This is a genomic window from Tepidimonas sp. HKU77 (genome assembly GCF_049728535.1).
In the GTDB taxonomy this organism is placed as follows: Bacteria; Pseudomonadota; Gammaproteobacteria; order Burkholderiales; family Burkholderiaceae_C; genus Tepidimonas.
The window spans coordinates 2,115,758-2,129,752 of record NZ_CP187300.1 but is presented as its reverse complement, the minus strand read 5'-3'; the positions used below and the strand labels follow the sequence as shown (position 1 = coordinate 2,129,752).

13 protein-coding genes and 1 tRNA gene are annotated in these 13,995 nt (G+C 67.8%); 10 read left to right on the top strand and 4 right to left on the bottom strand.

Annotation, left to right across the window (positions count from 1 at the left end; all coding sequences use genetic code 11):
• Positions 1-42 precede the first annotated feature (42 nt).
• The 3 genes from gcvT to gcvP are packed head-to-tail and all read left to right on the top strand — an operon-like array spanning position 43 to position 4,539.
• A complete protein-coding gene (gene gcvT / locus ACPP3B_RS10280) occupies positions 43-1,188 on the top strand; it encodes a glycine cleavage system aminomethyltransferase GcvT (RefSeq protein WP_424858921.1) in 1,146 nt (381 codons plus the stop codon).
• A gap of 38 nt (positions 1,189-1,226) precedes the next feature.
• Complete coding sequence (gene gcvH / locus ACPP3B_RS10275; protein ID WP_424858920.1) at positions 1,227-1,592, top strand: glycine cleavage system protein GcvH; 366 nt, start codon at positions 1,227-1,229, stop codon at positions 1,590-1,592.
• Between the two features lie 13 nt (positions 1,593-1,605).
• On the top strand, positions 1,606-4,539 hold the full coding sequence (gcvP, locus tag ACPP3B_RS10270; RefSeq protein ID WP_424858919.1) for an aminomethyl-transferring glycine dehydrogenase: 2,934 nt from the start codon (positions 1,606-1,608) through the stop codon (positions 4,537-4,539).
• A 93-nt stretch (positions 4,540-4,632) separates the two neighbouring features.
• On the opposite strand, the gene ACPP3B_RS10265 is transcribed toward gcvP, so the two are convergent.
• On the bottom strand, positions 4,633-5,442 hold the full coding sequence (locus ACPP3B_RS10265) for a dioxygenase (RefSeq protein WP_424858918.1): 810 nt from the start codon (positions 5,440-5,442) through the stop codon (positions 4,633-4,635).
• A 159-nt stretch (positions 5,443-5,601) separates the two neighbouring features.
• Here ACPP3B_RS10265 and aroE point away from each other — a divergent pair, with 159 nt between their 5' ends.
• The 5 genes from aroE (at position 5,602) to ACPP3B_RS10240 (ending at position 8,757) form a co-directional block, all read left to right on the top strand.
• Positions 5,602-6,435, top strand: a complete 834-nt coding sequence (gene aroE, locus ACPP3B_RS10260; protein WP_299019607.1) for a shikimate dehydrogenase — start codon at positions 5,602-5,604, stop codon at positions 6,433-6,435.
• A gap of 39 nt (positions 6,436-6,474) precedes the next feature.
• Positions 6,475-7,431, top strand: a complete 957-nt coding sequence (tal, locus tag ACPP3B_RS10255; RefSeq protein ID WP_299019605.1) for a transaldolase — start codon at positions 6,475-6,477, stop codon at positions 7,429-7,431.
• A gap of 15 nt (positions 7,432-7,446) precedes the next feature.
• Positions 7,447-8,148, top strand: coding sequence for a glutathione S-transferase family protein (locus ACPP3B_RS10250; protein WP_299019604.1), 702 nt, complete (start codon positions 7,447-7,449; stop codon positions 8,146-8,148).
• A gap of 43 nt (positions 8,149-8,191) precedes the next feature.
• The gene (locus ACPP3B_RS10245) at positions 8,192-8,671 is read left to right on the top strand and encodes a MerR family transcriptional regulator (protein WP_299019600.1); all 480 of its coding nucleotides are present in this window, start codon (positions 8,192-8,194) and stop codon (positions 8,669-8,671) included.
• A 9-nt stretch (positions 8,672-8,680) separates the two neighbouring features.
• A tRNA-Pro gene (locus ACPP3B_RS10240) sits at positions 8,681-8,757 on the top strand.
• A 96-nt stretch (positions 8,758-8,853) separates the two neighbouring features.
• Here ACPP3B_RS10240 and ACPP3B_RS10235 read toward each other — a convergent pair.
• Together ACPP3B_RS10235 and pmbA are read right to left on the bottom strand one after the other, a co-directional pair.
• Complete coding sequence (locus ACPP3B_RS10235) at positions 8,854-10,410, bottom strand: AAA family ATPase (protein ID WP_424858917.1); 1,557 nt, start codon at positions 10,408-10,410, stop codon at positions 8,854-8,856.
• Between the two features lie 62 nt (positions 10,411-10,472).
• Positions 10,473-11,894, bottom strand: coding sequence for a metalloprotease PmbA (gene pmbA / locus ACPP3B_RS10230; RefSeq protein ID WP_299020575.1), 1,422 nt, complete (start codon positions 11,892-11,894; stop codon positions 10,473-10,475).
• Positions 11,895-11,916: 22 nt separating this feature from the next.
• On the opposite strand from pmbA, the gene yjgA reads away from it, so the two are divergent.
• Both yjgA and mog read left to right on the top strand, forming a co-directional pair.
• Complete coding sequence (gene yjgA, locus ACPP3B_RS10225) at positions 11,917-12,555, top strand: ribosome biogenesis factor YjgA (protein WP_424858916.1); 639 nt, start codon at positions 11,917-11,919, stop codon at positions 12,553-12,555.
• Positions 12,552-13,148: a molybdopterin adenylyltransferase gene (mog, locus tag ACPP3B_RS10220; RefSeq protein ID WP_424858915.1), complete on the top strand. Its 597-nt coding sequence runs from the start codon at positions 12,552-12,554 to the stop codon at positions 13,146-13,148. The genes yjgA and mog overlap by 4 nt, the downstream gene beginning before the upstream one ends.
• Before the next feature lie 42 nt (positions 13,149-13,190).
• On the opposite strand, the gene cysE is transcribed toward mog, so the two are convergent.
• On the bottom strand, positions 13,191-13,961 hold the full coding sequence (gene cysE, locus ACPP3B_RS10215) for a serine O-acetyltransferase (RefSeq protein ID WP_299020573.1): 771 nt from the start codon (positions 13,959-13,961) through the stop codon (positions 13,191-13,193).
• Positions 13,962-13,995: the final 34 nt, after the last annotated feature.

Sequence of the window (13,995 nt, the reverse complement as noted above, 5' to 3'; positions counted from 1 at the left end):
CCTTCGGGCGCCGGTCGTGACCACCTGTTTGTCAGATCGACCATGTCCGCTGCCACCACCGAAGCGCTACTCCAGACCCCCCTGTACGACCTTCACCTGGCCCTCGGGGCGCGCATGGTGCCGTTTGCCGGCTACGCCATGCCCGTGCAATACCCGGACGGCCTGCTGCGCGAGCACCAGCACACGCGCCAGGCAGCCGGGCTGTTCGACGTCTCACACATGGGGCAAATCACGCTGCACGGCCCCGAGGCCGCCGCGGCGCTGGAGACGCTGCTGCCCATGGACGTGCTGGGGCTCGCCCCGCACCGCCAGCGCTACGGCCTGCTGCTGACCGACGACGGCGGCATTCTGGACGACCTGATGTTCGTCAACCGCGATCTGGCGCAAGGGGGCGACCTGACCCTCGTGGTCAATGGGGCGCGCAAGCACGCCGACCTGGCGCATCTGCAAGCGCGTATCGGGCAGCGCTGCGAGGTGCGCGCCCATTTCGAACGTGCGCTGCTGGCGCTGCAAGGGCCGCTGGCAGTGACGGCCCTGGCGCGCCTGCTGCCCGGCGTGCAGGATCTGGTCTTCATGACCGGCGGCGCCTTCACCTGGCACGGTGCGTCACTCTACGCCACCCGCAGCGGCTACACGGGCGAGGACGGCTTCGAGATCTCGCTGCCGGCCGACGCCGCCATCGATTTTGCACGCGCGCTGCTGGCACAGCCGGAGGTGCACCCGGTGGGCTTGGGGGCGCGCAACTCGCTGCGCTTGGAAGCGGGCCTGTGCCTGTATGGGCAGGATATCGACACCCACACCACCCCCATCGAGGCAGGCCTGGCATGGGCCATCCAGAAAGTGCGTCGGCGCGGCGGCGCGCGCGAAGGCGGCTTTCCCGGCGCCGAGCGCGTATTGGCGCAACTGGATGGCAGCCTGCCCCTGAGCCGCGTGCGCGTCGGTCTGCGCGCCCAGCAGCGTGTGCCGGTGCGCGAACCCGCCCCCTTGCACACCCCAGCGGGTTTGCCGGCGGGCCAGGTCACCAGCGGGCTGCTGTCGCCCACGCTGGACGTGCCGATCGCCATGGGCTACGTCCCGCCCGAGCACGCCAGCCCGGGCACGGTATTGCACGCCATCGTCCGCGGCAAGCCCGTGCCCATGGAAGTCGTGCCCCTGCCCTTCGTCGCGCCGCGCTATCACCGCGGCTGACCGCCCCCTTTCCTTCCCCACCGTTGGAGTCGATGATCATGACCATCAAGTACACCCCCGACCATGAATGGATCCGTGTCGATGGCGACACCGCCACCGTCGGCATCACCCACCACGCGCAAGATGCGCTGGGCGACGTCGTGTTCGTGGAGCTGCCCGAAGTGGGCAAAACGCTGCCGCAAAAAGCGGTGGCCGGCGTGGTCGAATCGGTCAAGGCCGCTGCCGACGTTTACATGCCGGTCAGCGGCGAGATCGTCGCCGTCAACGAGGCGTTGCGCGCCGACCCATCGCTGGCCAACCGCGACCCGCTGGGTGAGGGTTGGTTCTTCAAGGTGCGCCTGAGTCAGCCCGCCGAACTGGACGCGCTGCTGGACGAGACCGCCTACCGCCAACTGGCCCAGTGAACGGAGCCGCGCGATGACGCCCCCCACCCCCTTGTCTGCCCTGGAAAACCCCGCCGAATTCGTGGCGCGCCACATCGGCATCGGCCCCGACGATGAGCAGCGCATGCTCGCCGCCATCGGCGAAGACAGCCTGCAGGCCCTGGCCGACGGCATCGTGCCGCGCACGATCGCGCGCGTGCAAGCGATGGACCTGCCGCCACCCGTGACAGAAGCACAAGCGCTGGCCGAACTGAAAGCCATCGCGCAAAAAAACCGTGTGCTACGCAGCTTCATCGGGCAGGGCTACTACGGCACGCACACGCCCGGCGTCATCTTGCGCAACATCCTCGAAAACCCCGCCTGGTACACCGCGTACACACCCTATCAGGCCGAAATCTCGCAGGGCCGCCTGGAGGCGCTGGTCAATTTTCAGACCATGGTCACCGACCTGACGGGCATGGACATCGCCAACGCGTCCATGCTGGATGAGGCGACCGCCGCCGCCGAAGCGATGACCCTGGCGCGCCGCTCGGTCAAGGCCGAGGGTGCGGTCATCGTCGTCTCGGGCGACTGCCATCCGCAAACCCTCGAAGTGGTGCAGACGCGCGCACGCCCGCTGGGCCTGCACGTGGTGGTCACCCACAGCGCCGAGGCGTGGGCGCAAGCGCTGCAGCGCCACGATTACTTTGCCGTGCTCACCCAGTATCCCGCCACCACTGGCCGCATCGACGACTGGCGCGCCGACGTGGCACGGGTGCACGAACGGGGGGCGGCCTTCATCGTCGCCACCGACCTGCTGGCACTCACCTTGCTCATGCCGCCGGGCGAGTGGGGGGCCGACATCGTGGTCGGCAGCAGTCAGCGCTTTGGCATGCCCATGGGCGCGGGCGGCCCGCACGCCGCGTTCCTGGCCTGCCGCGATGCGTTCAAGCGCTCGCTGCCCGGGCGCTTGGTCGGCGTGAGCGTAGACGCCCATGGCCAGCCCGCGTACCGGCTGGCCCTGCAGACGCGCGAGCAGCACATCCGGCGCGAAAAGGCCACCTCCAACATCTGCACCGCGCAGGTGCTGCCAGCCGTGGTGGCCAGCATGTACGCTGTCTATCACGGCCCCGACGGGCTGCGGCGCATCGCCGAGCGCGTGGCGCGCTACACCGCCATCCTCGCGCGGGGCTTGAGCGAACTGGGCCACGCCCCGGCCAACGGCAGCGCCTTCGACACGCTGTGCCTGCACACCGGCGCAGCCACCCAGTCGCTGCTCAACCGTGCGCGCGAGCGCGGCATGAACCTGCGTGTCATGGGGCATGGCAACCTTGGCATTGCGCTCGACGAGACCACCACCCGCGACGACATCCAGGCGCTGTGGTCGGTGTTTGCCACGCCGGGCCAGCCACTGCCCGACTTCGACGCCTGTGCAGCGGCCACCGACACCCTCATCCCGGCCGGGTTGCGGCGCACCAGCCCGTATCTGACGCACCCCGTCTTTCACCGCTACCACAGCGAAACCGGCATGCTGCGCTACATCCGCAGCCTGTCGGACAAAGACCTGGCGCTGGACCGCACCATGATCCCGTTGGGCTCGTGCACGATGAAGCTCAACGCCAGCAGCGAGATGATCCCCATCACCTGGCCGGAATTTGCGCACGTGCACCCGTTTGCGCCTGCCGACCAGCTGGAGGGCTACCGGCTGCTGGATGCGCAATTGCGCGCCTGGCTATGCCAGGCCACGGGCTACGCCGCCATCAGCCTGCAGCCCAACGCGGGCTCGCAAGGCGAATATGCGGGCTTGCTCGCCATCCAGGCCTACCACGCCGCGCGGGGACAGCCGCAGCGCGACGTCTGCCTCATCCCCACGTCGGCGCACGGCACCAACCCGGCCAGCGCCCAGATGGCCGGGTTGCACGTCGTGCCCGTGGCGTGTGACCCGCAGGGGAATGTCGACCTGGACGACCTGCGCGCCAAGTGCGAGCAGTACAGCGAGCGCCTGTCGTGCATCATGATCACCTACCCCAGCACGCACGGCGTGTTCGAGACCGGCGTCAAGGCCCTGTGCGACCTGGTGCACCAACACGGCGGCAAAGTCTACATCGACGGCGCCAACATGAACGCGCTGGTCGGCCTGGCAGCCCCGGGGGCGTTCGGGGGCGACGTCAGCCACCTCAACCTGCACAAGACCTTTTGCATCCCCCACGGCGGCGGCGGCCCGGGCGTGGGCCCGGTGTGTGTGGTGGAGGAACTCGCGCCCTACCTGCCTGGCCACGCCACGGCGCTGGCCGCGGGCGCCTATGCGGGCGATGCGCGGGGCGACGCCACCGTCGGCGCCGTCTCGGCAGCGCCGCTGGGCAACGCGGCCGTGCTGCCCATTTCGTGGATGTACATCCGCATGATGGGGGCCGAGGGCCTGTTGCGCGCCACGCAGACGGCCATCCTGGCGGCCAACTACGTCAGCGCCCGCCTGCGCGCGCATTACCCCACGCTGTACGCCAGCGCCAACGGCCACGTCGCGCACGAATGCATCCTGGACTGCCGCGGCTTCAAAGACACGAGCGGCATCCTGGCCGAAGACATCGCCAAGCGGCTCATGGATTACGGCTTTCACGCGCCCACGTTGTCGTTTCCCGTGCCCAACACGCTGATGGTGGAACCCACCGAGAGCGAGACGCTGCAGGAGCTGGACCGCTTCATCGACGCCATGATCGCCATCCGGGAAGAGATCCGCGCCGTCGAGCTGGGCGTGTGGCCGCGCGAGGACAATCCGCTCAAAAATGCCCCGCACACCGCGCAGCGCTGCCTGGCCGAGGACTGGCCCCACCCCTACACGCGGGAACTGGGTGCCGCCTTGCCGTTTCACCGCGCGCACGGTCGCGCGGGCAGCAAATACTGGCCACCCGTCGGCCGGGTGGATAACGTGTACGGCGACCGCAACCTGTTTTGCAGCTGCGTGCCGATGACGGAGCTGGCCGACGCGTGATCGCTGCCACCCAACATCATCAGTGGGCGCGGCTCTAGCGACGAAACCAAGTGGGTGTCCTGAGTCGGGTCCCCTTTTCCATCCGCCCCATGGTCAGCTGATGGCATAACTGTCCATCGCCAGATACCGGTACTGGGCTTCGCGCGTGATCGCCCGCACCGTCGCTGCCCCCTCCCGGGGCCAGCGCGCCACTCCCAGGGCAAAGAACAACGGCAGCAGGTGCTCGTCGGTCGGGTGCGCGCGCTCCGCTTGCGGCGCCCGCACGCGCCACGCCAGCAGGGCATCCAGATCGCGGGCCTGCAAGGCATTCCAGACCCAGTCCGAAAACGCCACCACATAGGGATCGGGCGGATCCTGAATCGCCGGGCGCTGGCCGAAGAACTCCATCAGGTTGTGGGTAAGGCTGCCCGAGCCCACCATCAACACGCCATCCTCTCGCAGCGCAGCCAGTGCCACACCGATGGCGTACACCTGCGCCGGCCCTGCAGTAGCCGGGAGGGCCAGCTGCACCACCGGCCAGCGGGCCTGGGGCAACAGAAAGCGCAGCGGTGACCAAGCGCCATGGTCGCGCGGGCGCTGCGGGTCCTCGGCCGAAGCGATACCCGCTGCGCGCAAACGCTCGACGACCCTGCGCGCCAGCGCGGGATCACCAGGTGCAGGGTACTGCAGGCGGTACAACGCCGGCGGGAAGCCACCGAAGTCGTGCCATGTGGGCGGCTGAGGGTGACTGCCCACCGCAGCCACCTCGTCCATCCAGTGCGGCGACATGACGACCACTGCACGCAAGTCGTCGCGGGCAGCCAGCGACTGCCCCCAACGCTGCAAGGCGACACCGGCGGCGCCGGGCGCCAAGGCCATCATCGGCGAGCCATGCGAGACGAACAGAGCGGGCAAGGCGGACACGGCAAGCTCCAGGCGAACGACGGGTTGTATCGTAGCTGGTCCATGGACGACCACCCGTCAACGGTGTTGACGACCATATCCAAAACGCCGAAGCAACGACGCGAGGCTGCCATGCCCCTGGCTGGTGGCGGAGGGGCCGCCATCGGCGACAATCGCGCCATGGACCGCTACGCCGTCATCGGCCACCCCATCGGCCACAGCAAATCGCCGCTCATCCACACCTGGTTTGCCCAGGCAACCGGGCAGGCGCTCACCTACACCGCCATGGAGGCCCCGCTGGACGGTTTTGCCGCCACGGTGGATGCCTTTCGCGCGGCGGGCGGGCGCGGGGTCAACGTGACACTGCCGTTCAAGATCGAGGCGTGTGCCTATGCCGATGAGGTTAGCGAGCGCGCGCGGCTTGCCGGTGCGGCCAATGCCTTGGCGTTCGACGGCACGCGCTGCCGCGCCGAAAACTTCGACGGCGTGGGGTTGGCGCGCGACATCACGGTCAATCTGGGCCACCCCGTCGCTGGCCGCCGCGTGCTGATGCTGGGCGCCGGGGGCGCCGCGCGCGGGGCGCTGCAGCCGCTGCTGCAGGCCGCACCCACACTGCTGCTCGTGGCCAACCGCAGCGCCGACAAGGCGGCGGCACTCGTGGCGTCGTTTCACGCGCAGGGGTGGGGCCACGGGGTCTTGCGCGCCGCCGCGCTCGATGAACTGGTGGACGCCGGACGGTTCGACATCGTCGTCAACGCCACGTCCGCCAGCCTCGTCGATCAGGCGCTGCCGTTGCCGCCCCAGATCTTCGGCCCCGACACCCTGGCGTACGATATGGTTTATGGTCAGGGGCTGACGCCCTTCTTGCGCCAAGCCCAGCAGGCGGGCGCGGGTCGGCTCGCCGACGGCATCGGCATGCTGGTCGAACAGGCGGCCGAGGCGTTTGCCTGGTGGCGCGGCGTGCGCCCCGACACCGCGGCCGTCATCCAGCGTCTGGCCACGCCGCTGACCTAAACCCGCCCCGGCTTTCTTTCGCCTTCGCTGTCACACCGCATGAACCAGCTCGACGCCCTCAAGCGCCACACCACCGTGGTCGCCGACACCGGCGACTTTTTGCAGATCGCGCAGTACCAGCCCCGCGACGCCACCACCAACCCGTCGCTGATCCTGAAGTCCGTGCTCAAACCCGAGTACGCGCCGCTGCTCGACGACACCGTTACCCGCTACCGCGACCACCCCCTGGACGAAGTGGTCGACCGGCTGCTGGTGCGCTTCGGCGCCGAGATCCTGCGCATCGTCCCGGGCCGGGTATCGACCGAAGTCGACGCGCGCCTGAGCTTCGATACCCGCGCCACCATCCAGCGCGCTCGGCGCCTCATCGCGCTCTACGAGGCCGAGGGCGTGCCGCGCGCGCGCGTGCTGATCAAGATCGCTGCCACCTGGGAAGGCATCCGCGCCGCCGAAACCCTGGAGCGCGAGGGTATCCATACCAACCTGACGCTGCTGTTCGCCTTTTGCCAGGCGGTGGCGTGCGCGGACGCGGGCGTGCGCCTGATCTCGCCCTTCGTCGGCCGCATTGTCGACTGGCACAAGGCACGCGCCGGCGCCCAGTGGGACGAGGCGGCAATGGCAGGCACCCAAGACCCAGGCGTGCAATCCGTCACCCGCATCTGGCGGCACTATAAGCACTTCGGTATCGCCACCGAGGTCATGGGCGCGAGCTTTCGTCACACCGGGCAGATCCTGGCCCTGGCTGGCTGCGATCTGCTCACCATCAGCCCCGAGCTGCTGGCGCAACTGGCCGCCACCAAAGGCGACGTCCCGCGCCAGCTCGACCCCGCCGAAGCCGCCCAAGCCGACCTGCCGGAAATCCACTACCGTGCCGGCGACGAGGCCGCCTTTCGGCTCGCGCTCAACGACGACGCCATGGCCACCGAAAAATTGGCCGAAGGCATCCGGCTCTTTTGCGCCGATGCACAGCGGCTCGACGCTCTGATCCACTCACGCTGACCCACGGGAGTGCCCATGACGAGCTTGGTCGTTCATCACTTGGAACACTCGCGCTCGCAGCGCGTGCTGTGGCTGCTGGAAGAACTGGGCGTGCCCTACGAGCTGCGCCTGTACCGGCGCGACGCCCGCACGCGCCTAGCCCCGCCGGAACTCAAGGCCGTGCATCCCTTGGGCAAGTCGCCCGTCATTACCCATGGCGATGTGACGGTGGCCGAATCCGGCGCCATCCTGGAATACCTGGCCGAGACCTTTCCCCCCGCCCCACATAGCGAACTGGCCGGCTTGGTCCCCGCGCCGGGCACGGCCGCGCACCGCGACAACCGGTTTTGGATGCACGTTGCCGAAGGATCGTTGATGAACTGGGTGGTCATGAAGCTCGTATTCGTCAACATCCCCCAGCAGCGCATGCCGTTCTTTGCTCGGCCCATCGCGCGCGAGATCAGCCGGCAAGTGCTGCGGCGCTTCGTCGATCCCAACATCGACACCGCGCTCGAGCTGCTGGACCACACGCTGCGCGATCGCCCCTGGCTGACCGGCGAGCGGCTGGCACTGGCCGACTTTCAGATGAGCTTTGCCGTCGAGGCGGCGCTCGCGCTGGGCGGACCGCACGCTGCTGCGCGTCACCCCCACGTGGCGGCGTACCGCGAGCGCTACCGCAGCCGCCCGGCTTACCAGCGCGCGCTCGCCAAAGGCGGCCCCGAGATCATGGGCCTGTGACGGCGGTTGCGCTACATTAGTGGGCTGCCGACTTCGCTCCACCATGTGCTCTGCACCTGCGCTTCCCCCCATTCCTCCCAAGCGCTACTTCACCATTGGTGAGGTCAGCGAGCTGTGCGGGGTCAAACCCCACGTGCTGCGCTACTGGGAGCAAGAATTCACCCAACTGCGGCCCATGAAGCGCCGCGGCAACCGGCGCTACTACCAGCACCACGAAGTGCTGATGATCCGTCGCATCCGCGAACTGCTGTACGAGCAAGGGTTTACCATCCAGGGCGCACGCAACCGGCTGGCCGAATGGAGCCAGCAAGAGCGCGCCGCGCGCAAGGACCAGGAAGGGGATGGTGAACCCTCTACCCCCCCAGCATCCGCGGGTGAGATCTTGCCCACGAGCGTGGTGGACGCCATCGAGCCGCCGCCCGCCTGGGACGCGTCGCAGCGCCGTTCACTGCTGGCCGAGCTGCGCGCCATCCGCGCCCTGCTCGACCCCGCAGTCCGGAAAGCGCCTGAAAACACCGTATAATGGCGGCTTCGGCGTGTAGCGCAGCCTGGTAGCGCACTTGCATGGGGTGCAAGGGGTCGCGAGTTCGAATCCCGCCACGCCGACCAAACCCATCCAGGGCTGACGTGAGTGATCGCGTCAGCCCTTGTTCTTTCTTGGGTTTAGGGCAGACCCAGCGCTTCGTCACCGGCGCGGTGGAACGTCTATTGGCACGCCAAATGCTCGGCGTCAAACCCCACCACGCGACGCGACTCGCGGCTGAACTCGATGCCCACCAGGTGAATGGGCACGCCCGCCATGCGGTATTTGGCGGCGTAGTCGCGGGCCTTGAGTTGCGCCAAGGCCTTCCCTTCCGGCTCCAGCTCGACCACTTTGAACTCGAACAGGTAGATCCGCTCAGGCAGTTTGACCGTGAGGTCGATACGGCCTTGGCTCGTCACGTCTTCGGCGATCAAATCCAGCCCCAGCGCCGCGATGTGGCTGTAGAAGACGCTGGCCCAGTAGCCCTCGTACTGCGCGATCGGGTTGTTGCGGTACCAGTCGTGCGGGATGGCGGCGTAGAGGCTGTCGATATGGGTTCTGAGGCCCGATAGGTCACCCGCGTGCAGCACGTCGTAGAGCCGACTGATCGCCCGTCCCGCCGCCGACGGCGCACCCACCAGCGCCTTGACCAGCGCGTCGTTGAGGGCGCTTTCGACCTCCAGGTTGGGGTAGCCCAAGGTGTATTCGATGCGCGCACCGATGCGGCGCTGGCTGCGAAACGTCAGATAGCCGGTCTGCCACAGCAGCGCCTCGGTGGTCATGCCCTCGACATCGAAGCTGTTGAGCAGCTCGTCATCCGCCCGCAGCGACGCCAGCTCCGGGGTGAAGCAGCCGCGCTGCGTCAACACGTCGATGAGGAACGTCGGCGTGCCCGTCTCGAACCAGTAGGGGCGAAAGACACGTTCCTGAAAAAGCAGCAACAGATCGAAGGGGTTGTAGACCGAATCCCCCAACCAGTTGTAGCCGTTGTACCAGTCGCGGATCGCCTGGCGGTCGAGTCCTTCCAGTTCCGGCGCGAAGACGGTATCGACATCCGCTTCCGTATAGCCACAGATGGCCGAGTATTCCGCCGAGACGGTGATGTCGCGCAGGTTGTTGAGCCCCGAGAAGATCGAGACCTTGCTGAACTTGGAAACCCCGGTCAGAAACGCGAACCGGATGTGGGCGTCCTGATCCTTGATGACGGAGTACAGGTTGCGCAAGCCCTCGCGCATGGCGCGCGCCACCTCCGGCTCGGTTAGGTTGTCCAGGATGGGTTTGTCGTATTCATCGACCAGAACGACGGCGCGCTGGTCGAACCGCTTTTCCCCGGCCTGGATGAGGTTGGCAAAGCAGCCGGCGATGTCGTCCACATTGGGGCATGTGATGCCCAGCCGTTCGCGGTTTTGCTCCAGGTTCCAACGGGTGCGCTGATCGAGTTCTGCCCGACTCTGTACCCTCCCCCCGCCGAAGCTGATCCGAATGACGGGATGTTTCTTCCCCCAATCCCACTTGTCGTGGCAATAGAGCCCCCGAAAGAGCGGCTCGTTGCCGGCGAAGAGCTCAGCCAGCGTGTCCAGAAACAGGCTTTTGCCAAAGCGTCGCGGGCGTGACAGGAAGTAGTGCGAGCCCGATTCGATCAGCCGAAGCGCGTACGGCGTCTTGTCGACGTAGTAGTAATCGTCGCCGCGAATCTTGGCGAAGGTCTGGATGCCGATGGGCAGCTTCTTGCGCATCATGGGTCTGATTATGCGCCGCTGCACGCCTTGGGCGCGGGGGGACCTCCCCACGCCTGGGACACTCAGCTGCCCGCCACCTTCATGCGGTCGATCAGCACCGATCCCACGTTCTTGGCCCCCAGGTTATACACATCCGCCCCGATCGCCTGTATGCCGCGAAACATCTCCTTGAGGTTGCCGGCGACGGTGATCTCTTGCACCGGGTAGGCGATGACGCCATCCTCGACCCAAAAGCCCGCAGCGCCGCGCGAGTAGTCGCCCGTCACCGGATTGACGCCCTGCCCCATGAGTTCGGTGACGAACAGGCCGCGGCCGAGCTTGCGCAGCATGGCGGGTAGGTCGTCACCGGGTTCGGTCAGGCGGCTGGTCATGAGCAGGTTGTGCGAGCCACCCGCGTTGCCCGTGGTGCGCATGCCCAGCTTGCGCGCCGAATACGTGCTCAAAAAATACCCCTTGATGCATCCCGCGCCGACCACGGGGCGCGCCACCGTGCGCACGCCTTCGTCGTCGAACGGCGCGCTGCCCTTGGCGCCGATCAGGTGCGGATCTTCCCAAATGTCGATATGGGACGGGAACACCTGCCGCCCCAAGCTGTCGGGCAAAAAGGTGGTGCGCCGGTACAGCGCGCCGCCGCTGATGGCCTGCACGAAGGCCCCCAGCAGCCCGGCAGCCAGCGGGGCATCGAACAACACCGGGCATTCGGTGGTGGCGATCTTGCGTGGCCTCAGGCGCGCCAGGGCCCGCTCGGCCGCGTAGCGACCCACCGCCTCCGGGCTGGCCAGCTCGGCCGGGTTGCGCTGCGAGCTGTACCAATAGTCGCGCTGCATGCCGTTGCCTTTGCCAGCGATGGGGGAGACCGATAGGCTGTGGCGCGAGCTGGGGTAGCCACCGGCGAATATCCCCTGGCGGCCGCGCTCGCCACCGCGCATGTGCTCGGCCCAGAAGTGCGACTGCTGCGCCGACACCGAGGCGCCTTCGCTGTTGGTGATGCGCGGACTGACCGCAAACGCCGCCGCCTCGCAGCGCAGCGCCAGCTCGACCGCCAGTTCGGCCGTGATTGGCCAAGGATAGAACAGCTCCAGGTCGGGATAGTCGTTGGCGATGTCGATCTCGTCCGGCAAGCCAGCAGCCGGATCCTCGGCGGTGAAGCGGGCGATGTCGTACGCCGCCTGCACGGTGCGTCGGATGGCGTCGGGCGAAAAATCCGACGTGGACGCGTTGCCGCGCCGCTGGCCGAGATAGACGGTGATGCCAAGCGACTTGTCCCGGTTGCGCTCGACGTTTTCGAGCGCGCCACAGCGCACCGACACGCTCAGGCCGCTGCCCTCGGAGACCTCGACACCGGCGTCGGCCACGCCCAGCTGGCGCGCGTGTTTGAGGGCCAAGTCGGCCAACTCGCGAAACTGGTCTTGCGAAAACTGAAATCCCGCCAAGGGGCCGGATTCGGCGGCGGGCGCGGGGGAGGGGCGGGTTTTTTTCTTCATGTCGCTGGCTATGATACCGGTCATGCCACGCAAACCGACCAAGGGGTACTGGGTTCGGGGCCACTTCGTCGCCTATGGCAGCGAAGAGGACACCGAACTCAAACGCGCCGCCAAATGGGACGCAGACCTCAGCAAGACCGACTTGAAAAAACGCAGCGCCCATCTGCAGGCGGTGGGTGAGCAGCTGCTCACGCTGAAACCGTCGCTGCTGCAGGGCCTGGACCTGCCGCCATCGCTGCGGGAAGCGCTGGCCGAGGCCAAGCGCATCGATGACTTCGAGGGCCGGCGGCGCCAGCTGCAGTACGTGGGCAAGCTCATGCGCCAGCTCGACGATGCGTTGGTGGCCACCATCGAGGCGACGCTGGCCGAACAACACCGGGGCAGCGCCGCGCAGACCGAGCGCCTGCATGCAGCCGAGCAGTGGCGCGAGCGGCTGGTGGCCGACGATGCCGCCCTCGACGCCTGGCGCGAGCTGGAGCCCGACGCCGACTGGCAGCGCCTGCGCGCCCTCATCCGACAGGCGCGTAAAGACGCGCAGGTTCATCCCGATCCCGCACCCGGCCAGGCCCAGCGCAAGGGCCGCGCCTGGCGGGAGCTGTTTCAACACGTGCGCGCCGTCCTCGACGCGCACGAGAGTCCATCCACCGTTGCCCGCCCATGAACACCCACGACCCCGTCACCATCGGCATCGTCTCCGTCAGCGACCGCGCCAGCAGCGGCGTCTACGAGGACAAGGGCCTACCCGCGCTGCGCGACTGGCTGAACCGCGCGCTCAAAAACCCGGTCACCTTCGTCGAACGGCTCATCCCCGATGAGCGCGAGCGCATCAGCGCCACCCTGGTCGAGCTGGTCGATACCTGCGGCTGCTCGCTGGTGCTGACCACCGGCGGCACCGGGCCCGCGCCGCGCGACGTCACGCCGGAAGCAACGCTGGCCGTCGCCGACCGGGAGATGCCGGGCTTTGGCGAGCAGATGCGCCAGATCAGCCTGCGCTTCGTGCCCACGGCCATCCTGTCGCGCCAGGTGGCGGTCATCCGTGGCCGCAGCCTCATCATCAACCTGCCCGGGCAGCCCAAATCGATCGCCGAGACGCTGGAGGGCATGCGCGACGCCGACGGCAAACCCGTGGTGCATGGCATTTTTGCCGCCGTGCCCTACTGCATCGACCTCATCGGCGGCCCCTACCTGGAGACGAACGACGCGGTGTGTGCGGCGTTTCGGCCCAAGTCCGCCATTCGTGCTCCTCGTGCCTGAGCGGCCAGAGCGGCCACAGCGTCAACAACGCAGGCCGCTGCTTCACTTGCCGATCAGTTGGTTGAGGCGCTCGGCCTCGAAGTGCTCGGTCTTGGCGGCGTCCGAGGGCAGGCATTCGCCGCGCTGGGCGCAGGCCAGCTTTTCGATGGCCTGCCACAGCAGCGCGATCTGGTGCTCGTGGTTGGCCGCGTTGTCGATCAGTCCGCGCATCGCCAGGCTCAGCGGGTCGTCGTTTTGCGTCACGCCGTAAGCCGAAAACCCCATCCTGGCGGCCGCGGCCTCGCGCTTTTCGTCTGCGTCAGCCACGATGATGCGCGCTGGGTTGCCCACTGCGGTGGCACCGGCCGGCACGGGCTTGGTCACGACCGCGTTGCTGCCGATCTTGGCACCATCCCCCACGGTAAAGCCGCCCAGTACCTTGGCGCCCGCGCCGATGATGACGCCGCGCCCGAGCGTCGGGTGGCGCTTGGTGCCCTTGTACAGCGACGTGCCACCCAGCGTCACACCGTGGTAGATGGTGCAGTCGTCGCCCACCTCGGCCGTCTCGCCGATGACCACGCCCATGCCGTGGTCGATAAAGACGCGCTGCCCGATGCGCGCGCCGGGGTGGATTTCGATACCCGTCAGCCAGCGGTTCCAGTGCGAAATCCAGCGCCCCAGCCACTTCCAACCCCGACGCCAGCACGCATGCGCCACACGGTGCAGCCAGATGGCGTGCAAGCCGGGATAGCAGGTCAACACCTCCCAGCGCGAGCGCGCGGCGGGGTCGCGCTCGAGGATGGCGTCGATGTCGGCTTTGAGGCGCTGAAACATGGGGGACATGGTGCAATGTGGCGGGCCTGGCGAG

Bases quoted from the DNA above. Each gene is read 5' to 3' on its own strand.
- gcvT (WP_424858921.1), top strand. From the start codon at position 43: ATGTCCGCTGCCACCACCGAAGCGCTACTCCAGACCCCCCTGTACGAC.
- gcvH (WP_424858920.1), top strand. From the start codon at position 1,227: ATGACCATCAAGTACACCCCCGACCATGAATGGATCCGTGTCGATGGC.
- gcvP (WP_424858919.1), top strand. From the start codon at position 1,606: ATGACGCCCCCCACCCCCTTGTCTGCCCTGGAAAACCCCGCCGAATTC.
- aroE (WP_299019607.1), top strand. From the start codon at position 5,602: ATGGACCGCTACGCCGTCATCGGCCACCCCATCGGCCACAGCAAATCG.
- tal (WP_299019605.1), top strand. From the start codon at position 6,475: ATGAACCAGCTCGACGCCCTCAAGCGCCACACCACCGTGGTCGCCGAC.
- ACPP3B_RS10250 (WP_299019604.1), top strand. From the start codon at position 7,447: ATGACGAGCTTGGTCGTTCATCACTTGGAACACTCGCGCTCGCAGCGC.
- ACPP3B_RS10245 (WP_299019600.1), top strand. From the start codon at position 8,192: ATGTGCTCTGCACCTGCGCTTCCCCCCATTCCTCCCAAGCGCTACTTC.
- ACPP3B_RS10235 (WP_424858917.1), bottom strand. From the start codon at position 10,410: ATGATGCGCAAGAAGCTGCCCATCGGCATCCAGACCTTCGCCAAGATT.
- pmbA (WP_299020575.1), bottom strand. From the start codon at position 11,894: ATGAAGAAAAAAACCCGCCCCTCCCCCGCGCCCGCCGCCGAATCCGGC.
- yjgA (WP_424858916.1), top strand. From the start codon at position 11,917: ATGCCACGCAAACCGACCAAGGGGTACTGGGTTCGGGGCCACTTCGTC.
- mog (WP_424858915.1), top strand. From the start codon at position 12,552: ATGAACACCCACGACCCCGTCACCATCGGCATCGTCTCCGTCAGCGAC.
- cysE (WP_299020573.1), bottom strand. From the start codon at position 13,961: ATGTTTCAGCGCCTCAAAGCCGACATCGACGCCATCCTCGAGCGCGAC.